At 44.1% G+C, this 26,378-nt stretch carries 22 protein-coding genes and 1 riboswitch; of the genes, 5 read left to right on the top strand and 17 right to left on the bottom strand.

Features of this window, described 5'->3' with window-relative positions:
* Window positions 1–122 precede the first annotated feature (122 nt).
* The 3 genes from C1I60_RS10200 to desA all read right to left on the bottom strand — a co-directional run bounded on the left by C1I60_RS10200 (window position 123) and on the right by desA (window position 2,980).
* Window positions 123–722, bottom strand: a complete 600-nt coding sequence (locus C1I60_RS10200; protein ID WP_025683815.1) for a response regulator transcription factor — start codon at window positions 720–722, stop codon at window positions 123–125.
* Window positions 719–1,852: a sensor histidine kinase gene (locus tag C1I60_RS10195; RefSeq protein WP_137061627.1), complete on the bottom strand. Its 1,134-nt coding sequence runs from the start codon at window positions 1,850–1,852 to the stop codon at window positions 719–721. The genes C1I60_RS10200 and C1I60_RS10195 overlap by 4 nt, the downstream gene beginning before the upstream one ends.
* A 72-nt stretch (window positions 1,853–1,924) precedes the next feature.
* Window positions 1,925–2,980, bottom strand: coding sequence for a Delta(5) desaturase DesA (gene desA / locus C1I60_RS10190; protein WP_137061626.1), 1,056 nt, complete (start codon window positions 2,978–2,980; stop codon window positions 1,925–1,927).
* 219 nt (window positions 2,981–3,199) lie between these two features.
* Window positions 3,200–3,284, top strand: a riboswitch (ZMP/ZTP riboswitch).
* 113 nt (window positions 3,285–3,397) lie between these two features.
* Here desA and C1I60_RS10185 point away from each other — a divergent pair.
* From C1I60_RS10185 to C1I60_RS10175, 3 genes are all read left to right on the top strand, one after another.
* Window positions 3,398–4,264 carry a bifunctional 5,10-methylenetetrahydrofolate dehydrogenase/5,10-methenyltetrahydrofolate cyclohydrolase gene (locus C1I60_RS10185; protein WP_137061625.1) on the top strand — a complete coding sequence of 289 codons (867 nt, stop codon included), beginning with the start codon at window positions 3,398–3,400 and terminating at the stop codon, window positions 4,262–4,264.
* Window positions 4,261–4,896 (top strand): cyclodeaminase/cyclohydrolase family protein, encoded by a 636-nt coding sequence (locus C1I60_RS10180; RefSeq protein ID WP_137061624.1) that lies wholly within the window; start codon window positions 4,261–4,263, stop codon window positions 4,894–4,896. The genes C1I60_RS10185 and C1I60_RS10180 overlap by 4 nt, the downstream gene beginning before the upstream one ends.
* Before the next feature lie 153 nt (window positions 4,897–5,049).
* Window positions 5,050–6,555, top strand: coding sequence for a stalk domain-containing protein (locus C1I60_RS10175; protein WP_137061623.1), 1,506 nt, complete (start codon window positions 5,050–5,052; stop codon window positions 6,553–6,555).
* A gap of 161 nt (window positions 6,556–6,716) precedes the next feature.
* Here the strand turns inward: C1I60_RS10175 and C1I60_RS10170 are convergent, their stop codons facing one another.
* The 7 genes from C1I60_RS10170 to C1I60_RS10140 form a co-directional block, all read right to left on the bottom strand.
* Entirely contained in the window at window positions 6,717–7,544 is an 828-nt protein-coding gene (locus C1I60_RS10170) for a carbohydrate ABC transporter permease (RefSeq protein ID WP_137061622.1), read from the bottom strand.
* A gap of 11 nt (window positions 7,545–7,555) precedes the next feature.
* Entirely contained in the window at window positions 7,556–8,455 is a 900-nt protein-coding gene (locus C1I60_RS10165) for a carbohydrate ABC transporter permease (RefSeq protein WP_137061621.1), read from the bottom strand.
* A 23-nt stretch (window positions 8,456–8,478) separates the two neighbouring features.
* Entirely contained in the window at window positions 8,479–9,732 is a 1,254-nt protein-coding gene (locus C1I60_RS10160) for an ABC transporter substrate-binding protein (RefSeq protein WP_137061620.1), read from the bottom strand.
* Window positions 9,733–9,760: 28 nt separating this feature from the next.
* Window positions 9,761–11,860, bottom strand: a complete 2,100-nt coding sequence (locus C1I60_RS10155) for an amylo-alpha-1,6-glucosidase (protein WP_137061619.1) — start codon at window positions 11,858–11,860, stop codon at window positions 9,761–9,763.
* Window positions 11,861–11,936: 76 nt separating this feature from the next.
* A complete protein-coding gene (locus C1I60_RS10150) occupies window positions 11,937–12,947 on the bottom strand; it encodes a LacI family DNA-binding transcriptional regulator (RefSeq protein ID WP_137061618.1) in 1,011 nt (336 codons plus the stop codon).
* A gap of 161 nt (window positions 12,948–13,108) precedes the next feature.
* Window positions 13,109–14,131, bottom strand: a complete 1,023-nt coding sequence (locus tag C1I60_RS10145) for an ABC transporter substrate-binding protein (protein ID WP_137061617.1) — start codon at window positions 14,129–14,131, stop codon at window positions 13,109–13,111.
* 158 nt (window positions 14,132–14,289) lie between these two features.
* A complete protein-coding gene (locus C1I60_RS10140) occupies window positions 14,290–14,682 on the bottom strand; it encodes a winged helix-turn-helix transcriptional regulator (RefSeq protein WP_137061616.1) in 393 nt (130 codons plus the stop codon).
* 143 nt (window positions 14,683–14,825) lie between these two features.
* Here C1I60_RS10140 and C1I60_RS10135 point away from each other — a divergent pair, with 143 nt between their 5' ends.
* Window positions 14,826–15,500: an NAD(P)H-dependent oxidoreductase gene (locus C1I60_RS10135; protein ID WP_137061615.1), complete on the top strand. Its 675-nt coding sequence runs from the start codon at window positions 14,826–14,828 to the stop codon at window positions 15,498–15,500.
* A 129-nt stretch (window positions 15,501–15,629) separates the two neighbouring features.
* Here the strand turns inward: C1I60_RS10135 and C1I60_RS10130 are convergent, their stop codons facing one another.
* Both C1I60_RS10130 and C1I60_RS10120 read right to left on the bottom strand, forming a co-directional pair.
* Window positions 15,630–18,500 carry a DUF3863 domain-containing protein gene (locus tag C1I60_RS10130; protein WP_434784387.1) on the bottom strand — a complete coding sequence of 957 codons (2,871 nt, stop codon included), beginning with the start codon at window positions 18,498–18,500 and terminating at the stop codon, window positions 15,630–15,632.
* A 488-nt stretch (window positions 18,501–18,988) separates the two neighbouring features.
* A complete protein-coding gene (locus C1I60_RS10120; protein WP_137061613.1) occupies window positions 18,989–19,687 on the bottom strand; it encodes a hypothetical protein in 699 nt (232 codons plus the stop codon).
* Between the two features lie 218 nt (window positions 19,688–19,905).
* On the opposite strand from C1I60_RS10120, the gene C1I60_RS10115 reads away from it, so the two are divergent.
* Window positions 19,906–20,643, top strand: coding sequence for a GNAT family N-acetyltransferase (locus C1I60_RS10115; protein WP_137061612.1), 738 nt, complete (start codon window positions 19,906–19,908; stop codon window positions 20,641–20,643).
* Window positions 20,644–20,757: 114 nt separating this feature from the next.
* Here the strand turns inward: C1I60_RS10115 and C1I60_RS10110 are convergent, their stop codons facing one another.
* The 5 genes from C1I60_RS10110 to C1I60_RS10085 form a co-directional block, all read right to left on the bottom strand.
* Window positions 20,758–22,137: an amino acid permease gene (locus C1I60_RS10110; protein ID WP_137061611.1), complete on the bottom strand. Its 1,380-nt coding sequence runs from the start codon at window positions 22,135–22,137 to the stop codon at window positions 20,758–20,760.
* 763 nt (window positions 22,138–22,900) lie between these two features.
* Window positions 22,901–23,344, bottom strand: a complete 444-nt coding sequence (locus C1I60_RS10100; RefSeq protein ID WP_137061609.1) for a HEAT repeat domain-containing protein — start codon at window positions 23,342–23,344, stop codon at window positions 22,901–22,903.
* 418 nt (window positions 23,345–23,762) lie between these two features.
* Entirely contained in the window at window positions 23,763–24,287 is a 525-nt protein-coding gene (locus C1I60_RS10095) for a VOC family protein (RefSeq protein WP_137061608.1), read from the bottom strand.
* Between the two features lie 51 nt (window positions 24,288–24,338).
* Window positions 24,339–24,965 (bottom strand): type 1 glutamine amidotransferase family protein, encoded by a 627-nt coding sequence (locus C1I60_RS10090; protein WP_137061607.1) that lies wholly within the window; start codon window positions 24,963–24,965, stop codon window positions 24,339–24,341.
* A 113-nt stretch (window positions 24,966–25,078) separates the two neighbouring features.
* Entirely contained in the window at window positions 25,079–26,041 is a 963-nt protein-coding gene (locus C1I60_RS10085) for a helix-turn-helix transcriptional regulator (RefSeq protein ID WP_137061606.1), read from the bottom strand.
* Window positions 26,042–26,378 lie beyond the last annotated feature (337 nt).

Here is a 26,378-nt window from a genome sequence, read left to right as displayed (position 1 = left end):
CAAGGAAGTAGGCTAAAGGCATATACTTTCTCTTATGTATCCTCCGATAAAACAACAAAACAGAGACGCTATGTCTTCCTTCATAGCTCCCCTGTTTCTCCTTGAACATTTATGCCTTACGCTTATTTAAACCAGCCTTTTTCATTAAAACGCGTAATCGCCTCAATTCGATTGCTGACACCCAGCTTATCCAGAATGACTGAAATGTAATTACGCACCGTCCCTGTCGTCAGGTACAGTTCACCGGCAATCTCTTTAGTGTTCTTCCCGTCAGCAATGAGCGCCAAGACGGTCTTCTCACGCTCGGTCAGCGGGTTAACTTCGGCATAAGCATCATCGACCAGCTCTGGAGCATAAATGCGACGGCCTGCCATAATACTTCGAATCGAGGAAGCCAGTTCTTCACTGGGACTGTCCTTGAGCAGATAACCGTGCGTACCTGCCTTGATAGCCCGTTCAAAATATCCGGGACGGGCAAACGTGGTCAGAATCAGCACCTTGCAATTCAAGCCTTTGAGTTCCTCAGCCGCATCCAATCCGCTTTTGATTGGCATTTCGATATCCATGATGCATATATCCGGCTGATGCAGCTTGACCAGCTCTAAAGCCTCTTCCCCGTTGCTTGCTTTTCCGACTACTTTCATGTCCTCTTCCAAGTCCAGCAGGGAGGCCAAAGCACCCAGCAGCATACGCTGGTCTTCCGCAATGACGATTCGAATCATGGCCCCACCTCCTCATTTGGCTTTTCAGTGATATTCGGCACTTTTATGATCAGGGCCGTTCCCTGATCTGAACGCAGTTCCATACAGCCGTTCACAAATTCGAGCCTTTCCTTCATCCCTTGCAAACCATTCCCCCGAAAGGCTGCACTTTCTCCCGTAATGCCGACTCCATTGTCCTGAATCCGAAGGGTCAGCTCCTTACGAGAGGGCTCAATGGTAATGGAGCAGGCTGTAGCGCCACTGTGCTTCACCACATTGGTCACCGCCTCTTTCATACACATACTAAGCACATTCTCGTTCATTAAAGACGTATGCTCCAGCTTCGGATCGCCCTCCAAGGTGAATTCAATGTGAGCTGCCTTTAAAATCTGCCGAATACGCAGTAATTCATCCTCTAATCGCATACCTCGCATCTGTGTGACCATTTCCCGCACTTCTTTTAACGCACTTCTCGCCGTAAGACGAACATCGTTAATTTCAGCGTGAGCCCGCTCCGGGTACTGATCCATCAGCTTGCCAGCCAAATCACTTTTCAGCCCGATGAGCGATAGCTTCTGCCCCAGGGTATCATGCAGGTCGCGCGCAATTCTTTGCCGCTCCTCCAGCTTAATCAATTCCGATATTTTCTTATTGGCATCCTCCAATTGCACTTGAAGCCGATCACTTTTATTTCGGTTAAAAGTGGTTATCGGAATCAAGATTACACCAAGCAGATTCAGCAGAATAAAAGGAAGCTGCTTAATAAAAACAGGATCTTGGGCTACGAAGCCGTAATTGATCAATCCAATGGTACAGACCATCAGAACAATATACAGTGTAGTGAATGCGGCCTTGCTTTTGATATTACCAATCAGAAAAGCGATAAATATCGAGAAATACATATAGCTGAATAGCAACGTCATGGTAATGGATATCGCAATTTGTACACTCGTCCAGAAGTAGATCAGCCACCCCCGAGAGACAAAAGCCAGTACATAACAAGCAAAAAACACTAAAATAATGATGGTACCCAGCACAATATGGCTTGTAGATGAGGAGCTAAAATAATAGAAGGGCAGGATATAAAAGACAACCCATACATACGGGTTAAGTCCCGTATTTCTTTGAAAAATCTGATACCATTTTTGCATCCTGCCCACCCTTTATCATTTCACTAATTCAGCTTATATCTCTTATCTTATCATACCGTGTTTCGTACAAAGTTATTTTCTTTCCGTACTCACAACAGGTGTGGGGACGGGTTTCGTAACGGCAGCACGTTTGCTGAGCAACGGCTTCACTTGTTTAAAGGTCAAAAAGGTTTTCGTGCTTTCATCCCAAAGCCGGAACTTCAGAGATTGCAGACTTGTGCTCACTGTGATAGTCGTCGCTTTTTGAAGCTGCGGGGTGGCATCATGCGCCTTCTCCAAATTGTAATTCGGTACTTTCGGACTCAAATGATGAACGTGATGGAAGCCGATATTGCCCGTAATCCATTGCAACACCTTAGGAAGCTTATAGTAAGAGCTGCCTTCTACGGCTGCATTAATATAGCTCCACTCTTCATCATGCTCAAAATACGAATCCTCAAACTGATGCTGTACATAGAACAACCAGATTCCTAGCACACCTGATACAAAAAAAATAGGTGCCTGTATCAAAACAAAATTCTGCCATCCGATGGCCCAGCACAACAGAGCGTACAATACGACGAGGGATATATTCGTTACATGCGTATTTATTCTTTCCTTACGTTTTGCCTTCTTTGTGTTAAAGCGATAGGAAATCAAAAAAGTGTAGATCGGACCGAGTCCGAACATCCCCCATGGACTCCGGTATACACGATAAGCCAGTCGTGTCCATGCAGAAGCTTCTATATACTCTTCCACCGTAAGCACCCACATATCACCTGTGCCCCGTTTGTCCAGATTACTGCTGGTTGCATGGTGGATCGCGTGGCTATTTTTCCATTGGTCATACGGGCAAAGTGTAATAATACCTGTAATCGTGCCTACAATGTCATTCAGCCTGCGGCTTTTGAAGAACGATTGATGACCGCAATCATGAAAAATGATAAACGTTCGTATAACAAACCCTGAAGCAATAATAGTAATGGGAAGGGTCAGCCAATACGATACCGACAGACTAAGATAAGCGGCATACCATAGCAGGATCAGTGGACCCAGGGTATTAATGAGTTGCAGAACGCTGGATTTCGTGTTTATTTTCTCATAGGGAGCCATATTTTTTTTCAATTGGGCTAATGGGAGTTGTGTCATACTTAATGTTGATCCTCCTTTAAAATGACGCCCGTAACTTAATCTCGTCAGGCGTACATGTTGATCTAACCTCAGTATAAAGGGATACCTGTGTTCGAAGTAGTCATAAACGTCAGTTCAGGAATATGACATTTGTCATATGGGCAAATAACATGACCTCTTTGCCAAATGTTCACGGGTTTCTTTTCGGAAGATTATTTGTTAAAATATAAGATAAATAACGCTGTATGTGACTGGCGAAGTCAGTGGAATCAACCACGAGGGAGCATACAATGAAAGCGTGCCGTTCGCCTGGGAGAAGTATTTGCAGAGGATTCGTCTGTCGTGACGACCTTGTGCAAATACTTTTTTTCGTTTTACAAGACCATAACACCTTGTTGATTCCATCATGCGATAAATTCAGAGGAGGTTCAGACTATGGCTATCATTATGAAATCCAAAGAAGCAGCTGAGCAAGTGTATGCATCGATCCGTAACAAAGTAGAACAAATGAAACAGCAAGGGCATCGCCCTCATTTGGCAACACTGTTGGTAGAAGGTGATCCGGCCTCTGCCTACTACGCCCGGACCAAGCAAAAAATAGCGGAGAAGCTGGGCATCTCCTTTCATCTTCATACCTTTGACCGCCATGTAAGCGAAGCTGAACTCCTTCACCTGATCGGCAGCCTGAACGAAGCCTCTCATGTACATGGTATTATGCTGGAATTGCCTCTTCCCCAGCATCTATCCGCCTCAGCGATTAAACAATCCATCGCCCCGTACAAGGATATTGATGGAATTACCCCAGGCAACAAGCTGGCTACCGTTACAGGTGAAAGCGGATTGTATCCCGCTACGCCTCAAGCCTGTATTGAGCTGCTCAAACATTACGGTCACACATTGGCAGGCAAAAATGTCACCCTTGTCGGCATAGGACAGACGGTGGGACTTCCCCTTTTTCACATGCTGCAAAGAGAAAATGCCACCGTTACCGCCTGTCATGCAGGCACACGTGATATTGCGGAGCATTTGAGCCATGCAGACATTGCCTTCGTTGCAGTCGGTTGCCCTGATGTGATTACACAGGATATGGTTCATCCCGGTTTGATTTTGGTAGATGCGGGAATTAACGAGACGCTGGAGGGAAAAATAGTGGGGGATGCCGCCTTGGACGTTGGGGAAAAGGTACATGCCATTTCTCCGGTTCCCGGCGGTGTCGGCACATTAACAACTGCGATTTTGTACAAGAATCTGCTCAAAGCAATAGATCTGCAACAATACTCCAGAGAGGTGGCCTATTCATGAGTGAACTGTCGTGGAGTGATTCCATCGGACATTTTCTAAGAGAGGCTGGAAGTGCAGCGCCTACCCCTGGCGGAGGAAGTGTATCCGCACTGGCAGCGGCACTTGGCGCGGCTATGACCTCCATGACCGCCAGCCTTACCCAAGGAGAAAAGTACGCGCATGTTCATGGACAAATCACTGAAGTGATTCATAGCATGGAAAATCTGTCTGCGCGCTGTGAGGAACTGATGACCGCAGATATTCAATCCTTTGAACAATACATGACCGCATTGCGCTTGCCCAAAGAAACAGACGAAGAAAAGCGCTATCGTACCCATTCTCTACAGACCGCGGTGATCGCCGCCATTGAGGTGCCGATGCGTTTGCTGGAAGTATGCCGGGACGGAATGCAGCGTGCCTACAGTATTGTGGAACTGTCCAACAAAAATGTCATTTCTGATCTCGGCATAGGCGCGATTCTGTTCGAGGCTGCCGCCCAATCCGCCCTGCTCACCGTTGAAATTAACCTTGCTTCCCTGAAAGATTTGGAGGTCAAACTCGCCTATGAAGCGAAAACGGCTGCGCTCATTCGTGAAATTGGACAAATCAAAGCGCAAACCTTATTGATCGTACGCAGCCGAATAACAGGCTAAGAAATAACCTCCAAATCCATGTCTAAGCATGGGTTTCTGGAGGTTATTTTTTTGGAATTGATTTGATTTTGGAAAACTTTTCTATAAATTCTTCATCTATTGATAAGTAGATATTCTCCTTATATACATTGATGAAGAAATGAGGAAAAACGCATGAAAAGACGTACTCTGTTAATCAGTATGATCGCATTGTTATTGTTCAGTTCCAGTGCATGGGCGGCCGAAGATGATTCGACGTCCCGTATTCGCTCCTATGATTCCGGGAGTCTGATTCAATCCGATGGGAGCTTGTGGTTATGGGGCTATAATCAATCCGTACCGACTCGTGTAGAAGATAAGCCCAACGTTGTAAGAACATTTTCGAATATAATCCAGGAAGGCGATCTGATATTTACCTTACAAGATCATTCCGCCTGGTATGTGCCAAGAAACAACATTTCTGAATCCGTGAAATTCATTCCTCTGGAAGGACTACAAAACATCATAGACGTGCGTATTATGAATGATCATGTGCTCGCCCTCAATGCCGAAGGAACCGTATTATCCGCTGATCGAATCGAAAATGGTGGCAACTTTGGCCCTTTTCAAACTCTTTCCGGCATCGACAAGATTACAGAGTTGGATAGTTACTATGAAGAAAGACCGCAATATGAGGAACGCTGGCTCTTCTTGAAGAAGGACGGAAGTGTATGGAAAAATACAAGGTCCTTGCAGGGCTTCGAGCCTGTTCCATCATTAAAGGATATTACTGCTATCTCCAAAAACCTAGCCTTAAAGAAAGACGGTACTGTATGGACATGGCCCAAGGTATTTGAAAAAAATGCTACCCCCTCCGAAGCTTTATCTGCATCGCAGATTCAAGCCTTATCGGACATCAAAATAATTAAGACCAATGGGAGTTCCAATCTCGCGATTGATCGACAAGGACGGTTATGGTTCTGGGGTGAAACGGTCACAGGTTACTCGGATAGTACAACCTATCACAACGAAGATAACCCTGTATTGTTAACAGGTATAAAGGATGTCAAAGACGTCTTTATCGTTGAACGCTCTATTCTTACACTGTCGACAGGCGGGAATGTATATGAAGCGTCCTTGGAAGGTGAGAAATTATCGTCCACTGTCCCTTTTAAATTACTCGCCAAAAATATTCAAAGCATCCAGGCTGGATTACGGCATGTGATCATGCAAAAAACAGACGGCACCCTATGGGGCTGGGGGGTCAACAAGCATGCGCAGCTTGGCATAGGGGATTATGAATTTTTCTACAGTACGCCGGTTCCTGTACAAAAGCCGATTCTCGTCCTTCTCAAGGATACACCTGTCCCCCTAAGTAACGGTGTCATTACCCGCAACGGGCAGGCGTTTATTCCCCTTCGTTCTGTTTTTGACAAGCTGGGGGCCGAGGTCACTTATGATTTTAACAGCAAAATAGCGGAAATTAATCAGTCTAAAACAGGAGCCAATCCCGTCTCTCTGCAAATTAATCTTAAAAACGGGCAGACAACGATGAACGGTAAAGTTGTGAAACTCACAAATCCTCCCTTCACTGTAAACGGCATTGGCTATCTTCCGCTCCGGCTGATCAGCGAGACGCTAGGGGCCAAAGTAGATTGGATTCAAAAAGAAGATACTATCGTAATTACGACGAAATCGTAAATAAAAAGCCAAACGTCCAACTGTGAATAGTCATAACCTGATCAGTCAAAATCCAGGATTGCACTTAACTTATCACCATTCTTCATACAGATTTGGCTAACCTCTTGGATTATCAAAAAAGGGATATCTGCCCTGTTCGGGTTCGATATCCCTTACCTTCGTTATTTGCCGCCCGTAAACGTGATTCCCTTAATAAAGTAACGATTAAAGAATGCATAAATAACAAGGATCGGCAGCGTAGATATCATGGAAGCCGCCATAATGTAATTCCAATAGCTGATATATTGGCCTTTGAACGTATTCAGTCCAAGCGGCAAGGTAAACATTTCAGGACTGGACATCACAATCAGCGGCTTCATAAAGTCATTCCATGACCCCATGAACACAAAGATGATCTGCGCAGCCAATGCTGGACGAGCCAACGGAAGAACGATGCGAAAAAAAGCGCCAAACCTCCCTAAACCATCAATCTCGGCGGCCTCTTCGAGTTCTTTCGGAAAGCTGACAAAAAACTGGCGCATCATAAAAATATACGTCGCGCTGATCATGGAGGGAATGATCATTCCTTGATACGTATCCAGCCAACCAAAGCCTTTCAGAATCAAGAAATTTGGTATCATCGTAACCTGAGCCGGAATCATTAGTACACCCAGGATGATGATGAACAACAGATTTTTTCCCGGAAAATTCAAACGGGCAAGCGCATAGCCGGCCATAGAATTAAACAGCAGGTTCAGCGCAGTAATCGCTACACCGATCATCAGGCTGTTCAACAGCCAGCGACCGAATAAGGGCTGCTGGATAAATATCATTCTATAATTGTCCAAGGTAAAAACCTTGGGAATAAAACTGATTTTTCCACTCACGATTTCTTCCAACGGTTTGAATGACGACGACAGCGCCCAAAAAAACGGGACAAGCGTAACGGCAGCGTAACCGATGAGAATCAAATACAATATGATTTTCCCGATGCCTATTCGACGATTCATGATGCCCCTCCTTAGTTCAAAGATTCTTCCTTGGAAAATCTGCGTTGGATTAGCGTTGCGAGCAAAATGATCACGGCCAAGGTCATCGCCAGCGCAGCGGCGTACCCCATCGTACCCAGGTTTTTAAAGGCATATTGATAGATTAGCAGAACGACGGTAAGCGTCGAGTTGTTCGGACCGCCTGATCCCGCCGAGAAAATATAGGATTGGTCGAACAGTTGGAATGTTCCGATTAATCCCATAATGACGACAAAAGAGGTCACAGGTCTCAAACTGGGCATCGTAATGTTCCAAAATTTTCGGAAAGCGTTCGCCCCATCCAATTCGGCGGCCTCGTATAAAGAGCTCGGAATATCCTGCAACGCAGCCAAGTAAATAACCATAAAAAAGGGAGCCGTCGACCAAATATTCATCCCCATAATGGCATTAAGCGCCACCCTCGGATCACCCAGCCAGTTATATATCGGCAACCCTACTGCACTCAAAAGCTCATTAATGAGACCACTCTGATTGAACATCCACATAAAGATGAGCGTTAGTACGGCGGATGATGTTAATGTGGGAAGGAAATAAATGACCCGGAATATCTTCTGTCCTTTCAGGCCCGCATTCAAAACGGCGGCCATGACCATCGACAGAATAGTCTGAATCGGAACGACGATAATGACATATTTCACCGTATTCCAGATGGCTATATGAGCCCGGTTATCCACCATGATACGGGTGAAATTTCGCATACCCGTAAATTCCGAGCTGGAAACGCCAAGTAGTTGCACTTTATGAAATGCAAGATAAATGGCGTAAAAAATCGGTCCAATAATGAAAAAGAGCAGCACGAACAAGGTCGGTAGTAGAAACAAATACCCTTGAGCCGCCTCTTTAAACGCTCTTTTGGAAACACCCCGGTTCATAATAAGTACCCTCCGTTCCTGTTTTAGTCATAGAGCTGGAATCCAATTTCCCCATTGGCCTGGTCCTGTGCCTCCTGAAGCGCCTCCTTCAACGGCCTTTCCCCGATATAAGCGCTTACAAATTGGTTGTTAAAGTTATTAAATATCGTTGGAAGCGTAGAACCCTCTGACCAGACAGTCGCATAAGGGGCACCTGCAACGAGCGGTCCGAGTATCGGGTCTTTATCATATCCCAGCTCCGTGGCGACTGATTTGCGGGTCGGAAGCTCAAATCTTTTGCTCGTCCAGGTTTTCATCCCCTGTTTGCCGGTCAAATAGGAGATCAGCTCCCAGGAAGCCTGCTTTTTGGTGGAAGCCGCATTCATCACATATCCAACCGTAAAGGCCATTGTCCCTTTTTTACCATGAATCGTCGGCACTTCCGCTGTCCCGAAATCAATGTTCGGGAAGGTGCTTTTCAAGAATGGGATCGCCCAGTTCCCTTCCAGCACCATGGCCGCTTTCCCTTGACCAAGCATCTCGCCGGTCCACCCGGCGCCAACATCACTGGGCTGGGCTGCCGTCTTGTCGATCAGATGCTGATCCACATAAGGCTGAAGAGCATTTAGCACTTCCGGAGTGGTGAAGTTGGCTCTGCCGTTCTTAACCACCTGTCCACCTAACGATTGGGCAATAAAAAATGTGCGTGCAAGCTCCGGATTTTGTCCGAAACCGTACACCTTGGTTCCTTTCGTTAATTTACGTGAAGCCGCCCGCAGCTCGTCCCATGTTGTCGGAACTTCCACACCCGCTTCTTTCAGCATCTTTTTATTGTATAAGAGCGCAAGCGTCGAATATCCCTTCGGAAAGCCGTATATGTTTCCGTTCTTTTGGAATGCCTGAATCATTGGCTTTTCAAAATCATTCATATCAAAATCAGGGGTTACATAATGGTTAAGCGGTTCTAAAACCCCAGTTTCGATCAGTCCCGGGGCTTCAATAGCGTCCAAATAAAATACGTCCGGGCCTTTGCCGCCAATTAAACGGGTTTTGATCACATCCATATACTGATCGGCGATCACTTCATGTTTCACCTTAATATTCGGATGGCTTTGTTCAAAGTCAGCGAGCACCTGATCCAACAGTTTGGTTTCTTCCGGGGTAGAGCCCCAGCCTGCAAAAGTAATTTCTACCTTTCCGCCTGCACCCTGCTTCTGTCCGCTGCCACAGCCCGCCAGCAGGCTGGCGGACAGGGCGGTCATCACGGCCACAATTACGAACCATCTGATCGCTTTCATCCTCGTTCTCCCCTTCCTTTCTGCTGGCTTAGTCAGTAATAACTTTATAATTCGTTGTATTCTCCAGCACGGACCAGGATATTTCACGCTCACCGCTTCTTTCTACACGGATGGACAGCACGCCGCTGCCGATAGCGATATTGGAAACCGTCAGCTCATTCATCCCGTCAAGCAAGACAGGTGAGAGATGGATTTGTTTTTTGATCCCGTTTGGAAACAGGCCCAGCAGGGACTGGATAAATATGAGAGGCGTTCCCGCCGCCCATGCTTGTGGAGAACAAGCCACCGGATAAGGGACGACCTTCCCGATTGAGCTGTCATAACCGCAGAACAACTCAGGCAATCGTTCATATTCAAAATGAGCAGCAGCGTCAATCAGCCCTTTCATCACCTGATTCGCCTGCTGCTGACGACCAGTTTTGCTGAGTCCAAGGATAATCATGCTGTTATCGTGCGGCCAAATGCTTCCATCATGATAGCTCATCGGATTGTAGGCGGCTTCTCCTTCTCCCATCGTCCGAATCCCAAAACCGGAGAACATTTTGCGTGAGACCAGCATGTTGGCTACCGCATCCGCCCTGGAGTCGTCCAGCATTCCCGACAACAGCAAGTGTCCAGGGTTTGATGTAATGGTGCCCACCTGATGCTTGTTTTCATCCAGAGCGATAGCATAGTATTGATGCTCATCCATCCAAAAAGCCTCATCAAATTTGTTTTTCAGGCGCCGGGCCTCCTCTCTGAGCCTACTGGATTCTTCATTGCGGCCAAGAGCTTCATACAAATCAGCAATGCCCATTTTGGCCTGAAAGACGTAGCCCTGCACCTCGCTTAAAGCAATCGGCGTTTTGGCATACTCTCCATTGCGGTGAACAATGGAATCGCCGGAATCCTTCCAGCCCTGATTGGCTATGCCTTTGCTTGATTCCTGATGATATTCCACAAACAAATCATCGTCCCGGTCACCGTAAAGGTCGATCCACTCCAGCGCCCTGATAATATTGGGTTCTAGCTCCTGCACGAATTCCAAATCCCCGGTCCATCTGGCGTACTCTGTAATCAGCATCAGAAACAGCGGAGTTGCATCAATGGTGCCATAGTATGGGGTGAACGGAATCTGATTCGTGTTCGCAAGCTCACCGTATCTGATTTCGTGCATGATTTTCCCCGGTTGCTCGTCACGCCAAGGATCTACAGATTCCCCTTGCCGGGCAGCCATTGTGCGAATAGTACCTTTCGCGACCTGCGCATTAAAGGGAAGCATTTGCAAGGATGCGATGAGGCTGTCTCTGCCAAATGGGACGCCAAACCAGGGAAGTCCAGCGACCGGAAACGCTCCATAGCCCAAATCCGTCAGCAGCACCTTCAAGTCCTTCAAGCCCCTGTCCACAAGCCGCTGAATCAGATCATGATCTGTCTGTACTTTAGCGGTTTGCTGATCCCATACCTCATAAACCTGTTTGAGCTGCTTTAACGCATCCTCCGGCTTCATCGGCTTCGTTACGACGGCTTCTCCAATCTGTGGTTGCACTGTGAACGTAATCACTTCAGATGCTCCGTGGTCCAAAGTAATTCGAAAAAAGACATCTCCGTTTGCATCAGCGGCTTGTTCTGGCCGGTCCCATGTAACAGCGGTGGCCCGGCAAACCTGATCAGCTCCCTGGTAACTAAAGATTAGAGACTGATTCGCGGCCTTCGTTCCGGTTCTTTTCCCCAACTCACCGCTCTGAAAACCACGAACGACAAACATATCTGCAAAATCGGCATCCATATGAACACTCAGCTCGAATGTAATCTGCTTCGGGTAATAATTCGTCAGCTTAATGCGCTCATACAGTACATCATCATAAATAAAACGGGTCCGTTCTACTTCAACCGATTCACGCCATAACTCCAGCTTGCCGTCGATTTCCGTTTGCACATTGGTCAGCAAAATGGTGGCCATGTAATTTTCTGCTGCATCCGAGGATAGCAAAACGGGTTCCTGACCGTTAATTCTCAGATCCAGCCTGCTGAGAAATCGGGTATCCTTCGTATACAATCCCAATCCATAGGGGTGATCCTCGGGAATATTCCCTTTCGTATCTGTCAATAAAAACAGGTCATTTTCTTTAATTACTCTGTATTCCATAAAGTCCCTCTTTCTATCCGAAACGTTTCGGAAAAAATGTAATTGAAAAACCACATATCGTGGTTTTTTTGTTTTTTTATCGTTTCATTGTCGATTCTCTTTCAACCAGTTGTGTTTCCAGGGTCATGGCATGTGGCTGTCCGCTGCCTTCCAGCATTTGAATCAGCATCGTGGCCGCTTGATAGCCGAGCTGAAATTTATCCTGTGATACGGTTGTCAAAGGCGGGCTCGCGTAAGACGCAAGCTGAATGTCATCATATCCGGCAACCGACAACTGTTCGGGCACTTTCCTGTCAAGCTGCTTCGCTGCTTTTAGAACTCCCAGCGCCATCAGATCGCTCGCACAAAAGATAGCCGTCATTTCGGGGTAAAGTGTTAACAGTTTAACGGCTTCCTCTTTGGCGGTGTCTTCATCATACGCCCCATTGACAACCCATTCCGGATTGAATGTTAATCCTGCCGATTCCAGTGACTCCCGGTATCCTTCCAGCCGCCTCTCACTGACAAAAGCCTGATTATGCCCATTCATCATCCCAATATGGCTGTGACCGAGCCTTATCAAATAATCCACTGCTTTTTTTGCACCAAGCACATTATCCGTCGTCACATAACCTACCGTATCCGTCAAGATTGGGATATCAATCAGGATACAGGGAATGTCGCTATCTACCACCTCCTGAAGATATGGGTCATCGGTTTTAATCCCTGATAAAATGACCCCGTCCACTCTACGCTCCCGGCATAGCTGGGAATACGTCTTTTCTCTTTGCTTCGTCGAGTTGGTACTGAACAGGACCAGATCGTAGTCTTTTTCCGACACACATTCGTTAATCCCTGATAAGACCTCGAATGTAAAATGATCCTTGGCACTTTGCCGATTCATGCCCGATACAAGCAGTCCAATCGTTTTCGACTTGTTCATGACGAGTCCTCTCGCCAAAATATTGGGGCTGTAATTCAAATCTTTGGCCACCTGCATAATTTTACGGCGGGTCGCTTCATTGACATCATCGTACCCGTTGAGAGCTCTGGAGACCGTTGTGACGGAAACGCCGGCAACGCGCGCGATATCTTTAATTGTCGTCATCATTGTGCTCCTTACCCATCTTCCAAAACGTTTCGGAAGCTTTGGGAATGAGTATATCTTAGAATGTAACCGATTGCAATAAAAATTATTTTATAGAAAAGCACCCCACCCACGTCCATACTGTCCATGTAGTAAAGTGCTTACGAATGTGGATCATATACTTATTTTTTCGCTTTATTCTCTGCTTCTCTTTCAATCAGCATATCCACGATCATATCAATCTGTCCGGTAATAGCGATCGGATCATAGCGATAGTACGTATCAAAATCGTTAAAAAATACTCTATTGTTCTTCACCGCAGGCAGGTTCCCCCACACAGCGGACGACTTCAGCTGCTTAAGCGCATCTCCCTTTTTCTCCGGGTCATAGGTTGTCAGGAACATATAATCTGCTGCGTACTGTGGCAATACCTCCAGCGAAAGCTGTACGGTTTGTTCCTTGGAGTTGGTCGTTTTTTTCGGCATGTTCAGCTTGAGTGCATTGTATACCGCTTGTCCTCCCCGACCTGCATTGTCACCGAAAATCCAAAGAGCGTTTTTGTCCGTCAGCTCATACAGACCAAAGGTAGCCTTGGGATCAATGACGCCTTTAAGACGTTCGCGGCCTTCGGCAGCCTTTTTATCAAATGCAGCAATAAATTGCTCTGCCTTCTCTTTCTCCCCGGTGATATCTCCAAACAGCTTGACCGTATCGTAAATATTCGTAGTCGTTCCGTATGGAATGTACAGTGTAGGTGCAATTTTGGACAACGCCTCATAGTTGGTATCCTTCATCACCACGATCAGATCGGGTTTGAGCTCCAGTGTCTTCTCCAAATTGGTCGGGTCACCCACCTCTTTGGTCCCCTTTTCCTTAAGCAAATCAGTTAGAAAAGGATTTTGAAAGGCAGTCGGCTCCACACCTACCACATTAGCTCCTACGGACAGTAATTCTCCACCGTAAAAATCCGTTACAATGCGCTGCGGTTTGACTGGAATTTGAATATCCCCTTTGACCGTTTTAAAGCTTCGCGTCTGCCCGTCTGTCGTATCAGCGTTTTTCGCTACAGTGGAAGCTGACTCTTGCTGATCTCCTGAAGATGAAGCAGAATTACTTCCATTGCTGTTTCCGCCGCAAGCGCTAATGAATACAGACAATACAAGCATCATAGCAGCCAAAATAAAAAACGATTTTTTCTTCAACATGTTAGCCCCCTATACTGTAAAAATGACCTATTCATCGAACAATGATAATGATTATCAATATCGTATGAAATATATCAGGCAACCTCTCTACTGTCAACTTAAAATCGAAGCATCAAAAAGAGGGGAACTGGAGAAGGCTCTTATAGATGAACATTACTCTACAAGTCGAGCTTGGATGGCTCCATGCAGCTTTTGGATGAACGATGCTTGGCTTTATATTCTTCTCCCCAATCCTTCATTAAATTAATAATCGGAGTCAGAGTTTTTCCAAATTCGGTTAGAGAATATTCGACTTTGGGAGGAACCTGCTGATAGACTTCACGGTGAACTACACCGTCCTCTTCCAGCTCGCGTAACTGGAGCGTGAGCATGCGCTGAGTAATCCCCGGACAGATCCGCCGAAACTCGCTAAAACGCTTGGTTCCATACATTAGATGATATAAAAGGACTCCTTTCCATTTGCCTCCAATCACATCCAAGGTGTACTCCACGGGACAGGCCTGGTCCTTTCCATCGGGACATTCTCCAAAGCCGCCTTTCCGATTACGCATAAGCAATTCTCCTCCTGGTATCATTTTGTATACTACAGCACATTAATGTGCGTACTTCAAAAACAATCATGTATATTCTAATATTAAGCATGCCACTTGGTAAGCGTCAATTCTAATCCATATCCATAAGGAGTGTAAAAACAATGGAAAACTTAACAACCACTAAACATCAAATCTTATCTGCATATGAGTTCAGACATGCTACCAAAGAATTTGACACCCATAAAAAAATCAGCGATTCGGACTTCGATTTTATTCTCGAAACAGGCCGTTTATCCCCCAGTTCGTTCGGCTTTGAACCCTGGAGGTTCTTAGTCGTCCAAAGCAAAGCCATACGTGAGAAGCTGCTGCCTTACTCTTGGGGGGCCAAAAAACAGCTGCCAACAGCAAGCCATTTCGTACTCATTCTCTCCAGGCTGCCTAAAGATATGGTGGCCTCATCCGATTACATCAAGGATATGATGGTTAACGTGCAGCAATTGCCTGCTGAAGTTATTCAAGGCAAAGAGAAAGTATATGACGCCTTCCTAAAATCAGATTTTGAACTGGAAGAAAATGAAAGAGCTATGTTCGAGTGGGCCTGCCGGCAAACCTACATCGCACTAGGCAATATGATGACAGCGGCAGCTCAAATCGGAATTGACTCCTGTCCAATCGAAGGTTTTAATAAACAGAAGATCGAACGTATCCTCTCTGAAGAAGGCATCATGGATGCCGAGCATTTCGGTATTTCCTGCATGCTGGCTTTTGGGTACCGCCTGAATGAGCCGCGCGGAAAAACCCGACAATCTGTAGAAGAGGTTATTGAATGGGTGTAAAACCTTTTTTCGCTTAAACCAACATATCTTTCTCTAAAATAAAGGGCGCCCCATAGCCATTTCCATAGCTTTCGGGCGCCCCATTTTCATAAAACCTCAGGTTTTAAAATATGCTGTTGCTCCAAACTCCTACTGATAGTTCACTTCTTCTGCGAAGTAAATCTCCTTCAAACGATCCTTTATGCGCTGAATTTCCTCTGCTGTTAATGGAGCCGTAGGATGTAGCTTGAAGTTCCTTCCCGTGATATAGCTTACATCCGTCTTCCTATCCAGGTTGTATGGCAGCTTTGGAACCGAATTTCGAGTATAGTCGGTAAAATCAATAATGGACCATGCCGTATCTCCATCCTCCTTGGATAAAATGATCCGCTGTGAAGCATTTTCAGTCCACAAGTAACGCAGATTGGCCGGTGAATTATTGGAGTCCATAACTGCCTTAATGCCAGAACCCCTGAACATGAGCGAAAATTTCGTATGATCATTATTCGATCCAGCTAACGATTCATAAATCTGTTTCAGCCCGTCCACTCCCACAATCTCGACCTCACGGTCAGCAGGGAAGTCATTCACAAAGTTCTCCCATATTTGAGACATGTTATGGTTCTTGGCAAGCCAGTTGATGTCCAAAATAATGGACATGTAGTTTACCGTATTTAAACGTTGATACGGGTTATCTAAATATTGCTGTGCTATATACAGTTGTGGTGCCGCATCCGTTTCAGTCATATATGGGTCACCTGGATGGAGAGTCCAGCGTGAGGAATCCTTTGTATAGCGTGATCCAATGGGATCAATTGTAATCGAGTTCATAAACACGATACCGCTATTATTTGTAGGCCCTTGTGCCGGAACAATCGGATTATCCTTATTGGACCAGTAAGGCATCAAAGGTGAACCTTCACCATACATGCTGTTCACATTATACTGTGTAGCCGACCATCCCATCGCTGAAGTGATCTTAAAATGGTCTTTAAGCCATTGAACCTGCTCAGGATTCACCGTAAAGCTGGTCAATGATTTAGGCAGATACTTCCGATATTGGTCTGTATCCATGCTGTCAAACACCGAAGGTGATCCCAACGAACCGGATTGGTGCAGCTCATTGAGTGCATTATAACGATACATATACAACCACTCGTTCATCCGTGCTTCCCATTCAGGGAGCTCGTACAGATTATTCGGATACCCGTCCAAAATCCCGACTTCATCACCATACTGATCCACATATTCCAAAACCTTTTTAAGCTGCGGGCGATTTGTTTCTACAAAAACAAATCTATTTTCCATGGCCCAGGTCACTTTTAAGTTGGGGCCAAAGTGATCCATCAGCAATTGACGTGCCTGCTCAATTTGCCCTACCGTGGTCGTACTGCCTGCATCTTGTCCCTGCAGCATCATCGAGACTGCAAAATATTGCTTTTTGCGTTCTCCCGGTACTACAGTTAACTCGGCATCGGATATGAAGTGAATTCCCTGAGATGGTGATTCAACCTCAATCTTGAATGGAATGACAGAGTCCACTGCAGGAATCAGATGCAGATTGGCAATATGTCCAGCCTCATCAAATATCCCTCTGGAATTCTCTATCCGAAGCTTCAAGTCTGACGGCAACAAACCTGACGGTATGACCTCTCCCTTTGCATTTTGAAATACATAGAGCATACTCCAGGCTGCAGGGTCTAGAGTAGTGGCCTGTGAAATGGTGTATGTCGCCAAGTATACGGACCTGATTACACTCGGGTCCTCTACTGGAGGAGTCTTCCCTTTCACGATCAGCTTGGTCTGTGCTTTAAGCACCCGATAGGGTTTGGCAATTGTGACTTCTATCTCTACAGGGATGAAACCATCAGTAGCAGGAATATTTTCGGAACGCGCGATTTTTCCTTGTTCATCAAAGACACCTAATTCATCACTAAATGTGTAAGTGACACTTGTGACGCTGAGATTAGGAATACTTACCAAGCGTCCTTCCTTGTATAGTTGAAAGGACAGCTGATACGTAGGATACGTTTCCGGTTGGTTTACCAGCTCCGGAGCCTTGATCATTACCTCATCTGCTACAAAATCCGAAGGATGATCCGGTAGAATCACCGGTGGTTTCGGCTTCGGTCCTGGTGGCAGTGGCGGCGTTACTGGTGGTATTACTGGTGGTCTAGGACTAGGATCCGATGGTATAACTGGTGGTTCCGGCTTCGGCTCTGTTGGTGTTACCGGAGCTACCGGTGGATCCGGCCTTGGACTATGGCTTCGGGGCTCTTCGATTTCTGGATTCGCACGCTGGTGACTAATTTCCGGCGCCAGGTCGACCACTACCTTCTTCGATTCTGATAGGCTGATCGGCTGATTCGTCGTTGCGGCTCCATTTCCTAATGACTCCAGCAAACGCTTGGCACGTTCTCTCAGATCGTCACCGCCTAGCCATATCCGATAAGCAACCAGTGTAGCATCCTGCCGTCTCACAGACTCTTTGGGGTGGAAATAGTGATTTGTATCCCCTACCATCAGCTCCAACCGTTCCATCAGCCATACGCTCGTTTGTGCATAGTCTGATACATCTGACTGATCCACAAAACTGGATATACCGGAAGCGCGGATATCTTCTGAAACACCGAAATATCTGGCATACCAAACTGCCATATCCTGGCGAGTCATATTGTGCTTTGCACCGAATAACTGATCACTAATTCCTTTGGTAATGTTCTCTTCCTGCAGAGTCCGCACATAAGATAGAGCCCACGGCGACACATCTGTAAAAGGAACAACACTTCTGGTGTTCGACGTTCGTTTTACGGTTTTAGCAAAGATACTCGCCCACTCCTGCCGCGAAATAAAATCTATGGGCCGGAAGCTGCCATCCTGATAACCAGTAACAACCCCTTGAGCAGCCATGGCTTCAATCGCATCAGCAGCGTAGGAATGTTCAATATCGTTAAAGGCCCTGTCTGCAAAAACAGGTACAGTATGTACGCAGAACAACCAAACAGCTAGTAAACCAGCCATGTACCGCCTTATTCGTTGTAACTCCTCTTTACATTTCATAAGATTCTAGAGCATTTCCCCTCCTTTATGAAGTAATACCAGATCACTTCCCCCTGTACTCCTTTTCATTTGTGAAAATTTTCTCTTTTGTTTTCAAACGAATTTTCATAACCAGTGACACCAAACTGTATATACTTGAATTATCGGAATAATCTCCCTAGGTTTGAATAAAGACAGTAAAAAAAGTCGCTTTTGGTATGTTGTATTATCCGTTAAATCGTCATTATTTTAAAGCCATATATCCCGATCATTTAAAATGGTTTTCATTGGAAATCAAATTTTCTACCCTTTTCTTCCATCAAAGTATGTTCTCATTGCCAGCGTAGAAATAAAAAAGATAACATCATGTATATAGTCCCGGATGGGTATACACTATGTTATCTCTACTATTGCAGATCACACTCACTTACTTATTTGGATCACTTATTAGCCATCCTATATCATCTGGGTTATTCTTTTGTAGTAGCACCTTGATAAACATAATAGTAACTCTCTGAAATCCCATCTTGCGGATAAGCTGCAGGATCTTCGCTTGTTACTTGACCTACAAGCTCCCGATTTATAAACGTGTGAGGTCCTTCCTCTATTAGCGCTTCAGCAGACATACCACTGATAGGCCTTACGGTACTGGACCAGAATGTAACTAAATATATATCGTCAGGATTAAATTGAAAGCGTCCTTCACTTGGTGTCCCCTCATAAAACAACTCAGACAAAGAAGTCGCTTCTGACCCTCTCATAAAAATTCGAATATCACTAGTTCCATTCCATCTATGAGGAATTCCACCTCTGGGATTGATATACTCTACAACCTCAGGTTCTTGATCGCGAAGAAAATCAGTAACTGTAAATTTGTAAACCGCATCCGTTATGCTTTCGGTTACAACTCCAGTTGTTTTCCCCGTTTTATAGCCGCTAAAATCTCCATACACATTTGGGGTTTGGCTTAAAGCGGCAAAAAACCTTTCCTGATCCATATACTCTATTCTTCCAGGTACTACAGTCAATCTATATGTCTTCACCTCAGTACCCTTGTACTTGTCCCAAGTATATTCTGTGGTAGCTGCGTAAGATACCCCGCCGTTCCAGCCCAATGATGCTACTACTAGCAAGGCTAACATCAAGACCAATGACCATTTTTTCAACATCTTCCCCTTAACCCCTCTCTCCATTTGCACTCCAATTATTTAATAAAATTATAGCTTCTCTAAAATTCTATTAACAGTTAAAATTTAGAAGAAAATATAGATAATTTATGCCCTTTGTATATTGGCTTGGCCTAAATAAAATTAGTGCTTTCTTTCTATTTATCTTTGGTTTATTATTCGTTTGTATGTATTATTATTCATTTATATGGAGGATACCTATGAACCTTAAAATGATTGAAGAGCTATCCTTGAACAACTGGCAGCCCCTGTCCACTTTACTTTACGATGGATGGATTTTACGCTTTGCAGATGGTTACACCAAACGTGCCAACTCGATTAACCCGATTCATTATTCAACCTTTGACCTCGATCATAAAATTGAAGAGTGTGAGAACTTATTTTCAGATCGTAACTTGCCCGCAACCTATAAAGTCACTCCCTTTATCCATCCTGAGCATTTAGATCGCATTTTAGAGGAGAAGGGCTATTCCCTCATTGACCCGACGAGTGTTCAAACCTTGGAGCTGGATAACCTAAGCAGCCCCCAACTAAATTCGGTGAAAATAGATGAACATATGAATGAAGAATGGGTAGAGCATTTTTGCAGACTTAATCGTGTGGAAGATCATCATAAGGGTATCATGGAACGTATGTTATCTAATATCATAACGAAGAAAGGGTTTATCTCGCTTTATGACAACAATCAAGTTATTGCTTGCGGTCTTGGAATTATCGAAAGAGAGTATCTAGGTCTGTACGATATTGTGACCGATTTAAATCACAGAAATCAGGGCTTCGGGGAACAAATGATATTACATTTGCTCAAATGGGGACAAGAGCATGGGGCCAAACACAGCTATTTAGCCGTTGCAGTCGATAATAAACCTGCACAACGGCTGTATGCCAAACTAGGATACTCGGAAGTTTATACGTATTGGTATAGGGTTAAAGCTTGAGTCGTTTTTCCGTTTCCGAAGTAAGTTGCTTTTACCTTGGCAAAAGAAAAACCGAGCGAACTCAGGGAGTACCCTGAATCTCGCTCGGCGTGATCTCTGCATTTTAGAAGCCTTCTATTTCTCATCTGATTCTTCAATTCTCTGCCGCTTTCCTATGCCAAAGACAAAATAGCCGACAATGACGATTGCCATGAATGATGCTCCGACAATCAGTGACGTACGTGTGTCTGGATTGAACCACATTCCAACGATCACCAAGGATAAGAAGATAATGGTGATGTAGTTGCTGATCGGGAAAAAACGAGACTTGAAGGGATGATCTTCCAATTCGTTCTTCCACTTTTTCCTGAATTTAAATTGGCTGATCGCCATTGCAAACCACGGTACCATGCCTGGAAGAACACTGGCGCTATAAATATACAGGAACAGTTTGGAGTCGGGGATTAAGTAATTAAACAGAACACCCACTAGCAGCAAGGAAATGGTCGCAATAATACTATTTCTGGGAACACCGCTTTTGGATACTTTCCCAAAAAACTTGGGGGCCTGTCCGTTTTTAGACAATGTATATAGCATTCTTCCCGCACTGTAAATCCCGCTGTTACAACCTGACATCGCGGCTGTGAGAACAACGAAATTGATGATACCCGCAGCGGCCACAATCCCAACTTTGGCAAAGGTTAGAACGAAAGGACTGCCGATCTCGCCAATTTGGTTCCAAGGATAGATCGTAACAATAACAAAGATCGCACCCACGTAAAAAATCAGAATACGCCAGATGATATTTTTAATAGCTTTCCGCAGCGTCATTTTCGGATTTTCTGCTTCACCCGCCGTAATGCCAACCATCTCTATACCTTGATAAGCGGCCGTTACAATACAGAGCGCAAATAGAAACCCTTTTAAACCACCTGCAAAAAAACCGCCATGGCTGTACAGATTGGAGAGACCAATCGGTTGCCCACCGTTACCTAGTCCAAAGAAGATCATGCCCGTACCAACAATCAGCATAAAGATAATGGCGACAATCTTAATCATGGCAAACCAAAATTCAAATTCTCCATAAAATTTCACAGCCGCCAAATTGGCCAACGCAATAATGATGACACCTGCCAAGGCTGGTAGCCATTGCGGAATGTCAGGGAACCAATAGCCTACGTACACTCCAATCGCAGTAACCTCCGCCATCCCTACAGTGACCCATAAGAACCAATAGCTCCAAGCGGTCAAAAAACCGGCCAAAGGGCTGATATATTTATGAGCAAAAGTAGCGAATGAGCCTGTCACCGGTTCGAGAATCAGCATTTCTCCCATGATCCGCATGACAAAAAACATAATAATCCCAGCTAAGAGATAGGCCAGCAGCACAGAAGGTCCCGCCCATTTTATCGTACTTGCCGACCCCATAAACAAGCCAACGCCAATGGTGCCCCCAAGCGCAATTAGCTCAACATGCCGTGGCTTTAGCCCTCTCGTTAATTGTTTCGATTCCAAAAAAACGCTCCCCTTCGTATATGTTCATCATCAAACTGAAAGATATGGAAAACAGCCTCTATCCCAAAAAGGATATCGAGATATCAGGCTACCGTGATGCTGATTTTGCCAATATACTGATACTTATCATCCGAGTGCGTACAAGGAAATCACGTCCAATTATGAATCAAGCCTTGCTGTTCCTGAGTCCGACCCTGTAGCAATGAAAGAATTGTATGACAAAAAAAACGGAAAATCAACATTTGTTAATTAGCCAATGGTTAAATAATAATGGTAAAAAATAGAGGACCAAATTTGTCGTTGCAACAGCTTATTCACTATGACCACGCTTAGAGTTAATATATTTCACGGAAACGTGTTTATCAACGACAAACTTCACTATTGCCCCATCAAAAATGATCAATTTCCTACAATTTATCTACAGATAATTCTTAGTTGCTTTCTTTGCATTCCTGATATGTATTTCATAGCTTGCTCAAAAAGTATTCCTTTAACGTTATAGAATAGAAATTTTATGGGTTTGTATCTTTCACATACTTGAGCAATTCTCCAATGAATGTGACCCATATTTCAAAGAAATTCGGCAATTAAAAAAGATGTAACACATTAAAAATCACACAAACGAGGAAAAGATACAAACATACCAACTCCCAATATCATAAGTAAAAAAACCTTAACAAAGATACCCCCTTATCCCTGTTAAGGTTTTGTCTGCATTACCAGTAACAATCCTTAAAATACATTCAGTTGTAGGATTCCGACATTATCTTGTGGATAACGAAGCCCATTTTTGCTCCAGCCACTGATCAAACTCAGCACCCTTATCACCTTCATAGATGTCAAAAATATCGACTCTCATCTTGTGCAGCTTCTCCCGAAAATCGGTATAGGTATGGTCGGCTGGCAAGCTTTTTTTAATCCGTACCAGGATCTTCGTCAAGCCCTTAACAAGCTCACCCTCTTTGCGAACAGGCGGCTGTACATTCTCGCCCCATTCCTGAAGCTTGCGGTAAGCGGCTTCCTGAACAGCATATACCGTATCATTATTCAATCGGTGGGTCAGCACGTCAATCGTCTGCTGGTTCTTCCATGCACTCAAATCATTCACCGCAGCTAGACGCGCTTTCCAATCGGAGGTTCGGTTTACGGCTACTTTAAGCTGCTCATATACTTCTGTAAATTCCTGTTGAGTTTCGTTGTTTTCCAAAATAATCTCATCCTTTTCTGTATCTGAGTCAATCTATATTCGATCCTATAACGGTTCCACCATCAGAACGCTTTGTTCACCTGTTCTTCAACTCTGTGACTTTACTAAACATTTGATGTTCATCATGATTGCCGTTTGTTAAATATAACATACTTGCAGGTCTTCTTCATATCTCGAACCATCTTATAAACATAAAAAAGAAGACGTGAATAGCTCACGTCCTCATTTCGTCCCCAACGGACCCCTCTACTCACTCTACACCCTTATATACCAAGCGTGCGATGCTCTCCACATGCCTTGTGGCGGTGACCATGATGCCCTATAAAGCTGGTAGCCCCTTGGCGACACGGTATATTTTCGAAGGGTTGCTTTTTCAACCTTCAAAATTTAACACTTTTTATTAAGACAGTTATTGCATTTATTCTCCACTAAAGCTTTTGGCCCATTCAGCAACCCTCCGACTACTTTCTTCTTCTGACAAATCCTCAATCCTAGTCAAAATAGACCATCTTACTCCAAAAGGATCCAATATACTTGTGAATCGATCACCTGAAACAAAGCTTACAACCGGTTCCCTTACTTTTGCTCCTCTTGCTACCGCATTTTCAAGTACCTGATCAACATTAATTACGTAAATTCCTAAAGAATAACACGCATTTTCTTCATCTGGCGGCAAGACCAATTTATATGCCGGATTCGCTGCTCCCAGCTGCAAAAAACCATTTCCAAAATCTAATTCCGCATGAGCAATTATTTTATCCCCATTTCCATCAGGATATTCAATAATATTTTTAACCCTTGCATTAAAAACGGTTTTATAGAACTCTATTGCCTCAGAAGGATTCTTCACTGTTATAAATGGGGTAATAGATGTACAGCCGTTGGGTGTTCCATTCTTTGTATATTTACCTGACACTCCCATATATTCTCTGCTTTCAGTCATTTTTACTCCTCCTTTAAATGATCATAACATATCAATTTTATGCTTATACCTTCATTGGATTGAATTCATCAACTCATAGAAATACTTGGATTCCTGAGTCTTATTAAGACTATACCAGGCATCTAATGTTTTTGAAGAAAACACACCCAGAGCTTTCAAGACGTGTACAGAAAATTCCAACGGAGCTATTCCAGATGCAGTGATCAGTTTTCCATCAGTTACAACAGACTCCATTTTGTAATACTTTTCGCCCGTGTAAGTGGGACAGATCATTTTAAGGTATTCCAGATCATTGCTTGTATGCCAACGTGAATTCAGCAATCCTGTCTGGGCAAGTCCCATTGTAGCACCACAAATCGCTGCAACCAATATACCTTCCTTTAAACACCTCTCAACGATTTTTAAGATGGGTTGGTGAATTGTTTCTGTCCATGTATCTCCACCGGGTAAAATCAATGTGTCTGTGCTTTCAATGCTACACTCATCCAGTTTGATGTCAGGCAATATTTTCAATCCGCCCATTGTAGTTACAGGAGTCTTTTCAATTCCCACGGTAACTATTTTTGATGGGGCCACCCCCTTTTTATAATATCTTCCCGAGTTCAGTTCGGCAGTTAAGTAACCTATTTCCCAATCTGACATTGTGTCAAACACATAAAGGTATACCGTATTATTCATTTGCACGTTCTCCTTATGTTACAATTCATCAAGCGATACCAACCATCCATCGGTAATCAATGATTATCATCATTATAAAATAGCTTCACTGACATCTGCTGTCAGTGAAGCTTTTAAAGTTGATAATATTCCATTAGCTCCGACGCAACAGCAACAAGTTTTTCCTTCAAACTCTGTGGTTCGATTACTTGAATGGATTTCCCGTAGGATAGGAGAAAATAAGGGACATATATATGAATTGATTTTTCTTCAAGTAAAAAGATTGCTTGATTTGATGTCCGCTCTTTCAGATGATGCCCCAAAAACCAATGCAGGCATAAGTCATCCAATGCCTCTGACCTGCCTCCGATAATTAAAGAAATTAACCCGTCCTTGCCCACTAAATCAGGTAACAGATTTTGCATAAAAAATTCACGGGCCGAAAAAGCTTCGGGACGCTTAAATATGATTTGAGTACGCTTGATTTGTAGAATTCGATCTGCCCGAAAGCTGCGGATCTCATTTCTTAGGTGGCAAAATGCAACAGTATACCATTTATTGTTCCAGTAGACCATTCCATAGGGGTCTATCACCCTATTCTTGGGTTGTTCTTCATGGCTTGTGCGATAATCAATTTCTACAGAGAATTCGTTTGCTACAGCCTGCTCCAATTCCGCCAATACCGGCTGAATAGAAGGGTCTCCCATGCGGTTTATAACTTCAAATCCGGCTAAATGACGGCTAAGTATACTTTCCTGCTCTTGATTCGAATACATTTTCAACTTTGATGTCGCATTGCCTAATGCCTCACTCAAAGGGTATCCGGCTTCTTTTGCAAAAACAGCAGCATGAAGGAGTGCCTTTTTTTCTTCAATGTCAAATAGCAGAGGTGCTCTGATAAAATTATTCAGCAAGCTATACCCACCATTATGACCTGTGTCGGATATTATAGGCACTCCACTGGCACATAGTGCATCAATATACCGATAAACTGTCCTTATATTTATTTCTAACTTTTCGGATATTTGTTTTGCAGTCATTTTTACGCCCGAATTCAGCATCCATAGAATTGCCAGCATATTATCGTTTTTTGGCATTACATGAACCCTCATCTTTCATTAAACCTCAATAATTTTATAAATATCTTGTTTTGTATAACTACTACTATTCTATTTTGCAATAACATTCGGTTTTATTAAATTTGATTACTTGTCAGTTTTATTTTCCGTATATAATTAAATATCCCCATTCAAATAAACTTTATTACATAGATCTGCAACATAGCAAGATTAAGCGTTAGAAACAATTCATTTATCCATAATTCACTTATTATCTTCATTCAACTCTTCAAATGCACTAAAATAATTACCTAACCGTGTATCATGGTCTGGATCGGCTACACTAAGTTGGACAGAAAAAATAAGGGCTTGTAGA

Origin of the sequence: Paenibacillus terrae (assembly GCF_005217525.1) — a bacterium.
Lineage (GTDB): Bacteria > Bacillota > Bacilli > Paenibacillales > Paenibacillaceae > Paenibacillus > Paenibacillus terrae_C.
Note: the sequence above shows the minus strand (reverse complement) of the source record. Positions and strands in the feature narration are given on the sequence as shown.

Excerpts from the sequence above, each read along its gene's own strand:
- C1I60_RS10200 (WP_025683815.1), bottom strand. The coding sequence starts at position 722 with ATGATTCGAATCGTCATTGCGGAAGACCAGCGTATGCTGCTGGGTGCT.
- C1I60_RS10195 (WP_137061627.1), bottom strand. The coding sequence starts at position 1,852 with ATGCAAAAATGGTATCAGATTTTTCAAAGAAATACGGGACTTAACCCG.
- desA (WP_137061626.1), bottom strand. The coding sequence starts at position 2,980 with ATGACACAACTCCCATTAGCCCAATTGAAAAAAAATATGGCTCCCTAT.
- C1I60_RS10185 (WP_137061625.1), top strand. The coding sequence starts at position 3,398 with ATGGCTATCATTATGAAATCCAAAGAAGCAGCTGAGCAAGTGTATGCA.
- C1I60_RS10180 (WP_137061624.1), top strand. The coding sequence starts at position 4,261 with ATGAGTGAACTGTCGTGGAGTGATTCCATCGGACATTTTCTAAGAGAG.
- C1I60_RS10175 (WP_137061623.1), top strand. The coding sequence starts at position 5,050 with ATGAAAAGACGTACTCTGTTAATCAGTATGATCGCATTGTTATTGTTC.
- C1I60_RS10170 (WP_137061622.1), bottom strand. The coding sequence starts at position 7,544 with ATGAATCGTCGAATAGGCATCGGGAAAATCATATTGTATTTGATTCTC.
- C1I60_RS10165 (WP_137061621.1), bottom strand. The coding sequence starts at position 8,455 with ATGAACCGGGGTGTTTCCAAAAGAGCGTTTAAAGAGGCGGCTCAAGGG.
- C1I60_RS10160 (WP_137061620.1), bottom strand. The coding sequence starts at position 9,732 with ATGAAAGCGATCAGATGGTTCGTAATTGTGGCCGTGATGACCGCCCTG.
- C1I60_RS10155 (WP_137061619.1), bottom strand. The coding sequence starts at position 11,860 with ATGGAATACAGAGTAATTAAAGAAAATGACCTGTTTTTATTGACAGAT.
- C1I60_RS10150 (WP_137061618.1), bottom strand. The coding sequence starts at position 12,947 with ATGACGACAATTAAAGATATCGCGCGCGTTGCCGGCGTTTCCGTCACA.
- C1I60_RS10145 (WP_137061617.1), bottom strand. The coding sequence starts at position 14,131 with ATGTTGAAGAAAAAATCGTTTTTTATTTTGGCTGCTATGATGCTTGTA.
- C1I60_RS10140 (WP_137061616.1), bottom strand. The coding sequence starts at position 14,682 with ATGCGTAATCGGAAAGGCGGCTTTGGAGAATGTCCCGATGGAAAGGAC.
- C1I60_RS10135 (WP_137061615.1), top strand. The coding sequence starts at position 14,826 with ATGGAAAACTTAACAACCACTAAACATCAAATCTTATCTGCATATGAG.
- C1I60_RS10130 (WP_434784387.1), bottom strand. The coding sequence starts at position 18,500 with ATGGCTGGTTTACTAGCTGTTTGGTTGTTCTGCGTACATACTGTACCT.
- C1I60_RS10120 (WP_137061613.1), bottom strand. The coding sequence starts at position 19,687 with ATGTTGAAAAAATGGTCATTGGTCTTGATGTTAGCCTTGCTAGTAGTA.
- C1I60_RS10115 (WP_137061612.1), top strand. The coding sequence starts at position 19,906 with ATGAACCTTAAAATGATTGAAGAGCTATCCTTGAACAACTGGCAGCCC.
- C1I60_RS10095 (WP_137061608.1), bottom strand. The coding sequence starts at position 24,287 with ATGACTGAAAGCAGAGAATATATGGGAGTGTCAGGTAAATATACAAAG.
- C1I60_RS10090 (WP_137061607.1), bottom strand. The coding sequence starts at position 24,965 with ATGAATAATACGGTATACCTTTATGTGTTTGACACAATGTCAGATTGG.
- C1I60_RS10085 (WP_137061606.1), bottom strand. The coding sequence starts at position 26,041 with ATGCCAAAAAACGATAATATGCTGGCAATTCTATGGATGCTGAATTCG.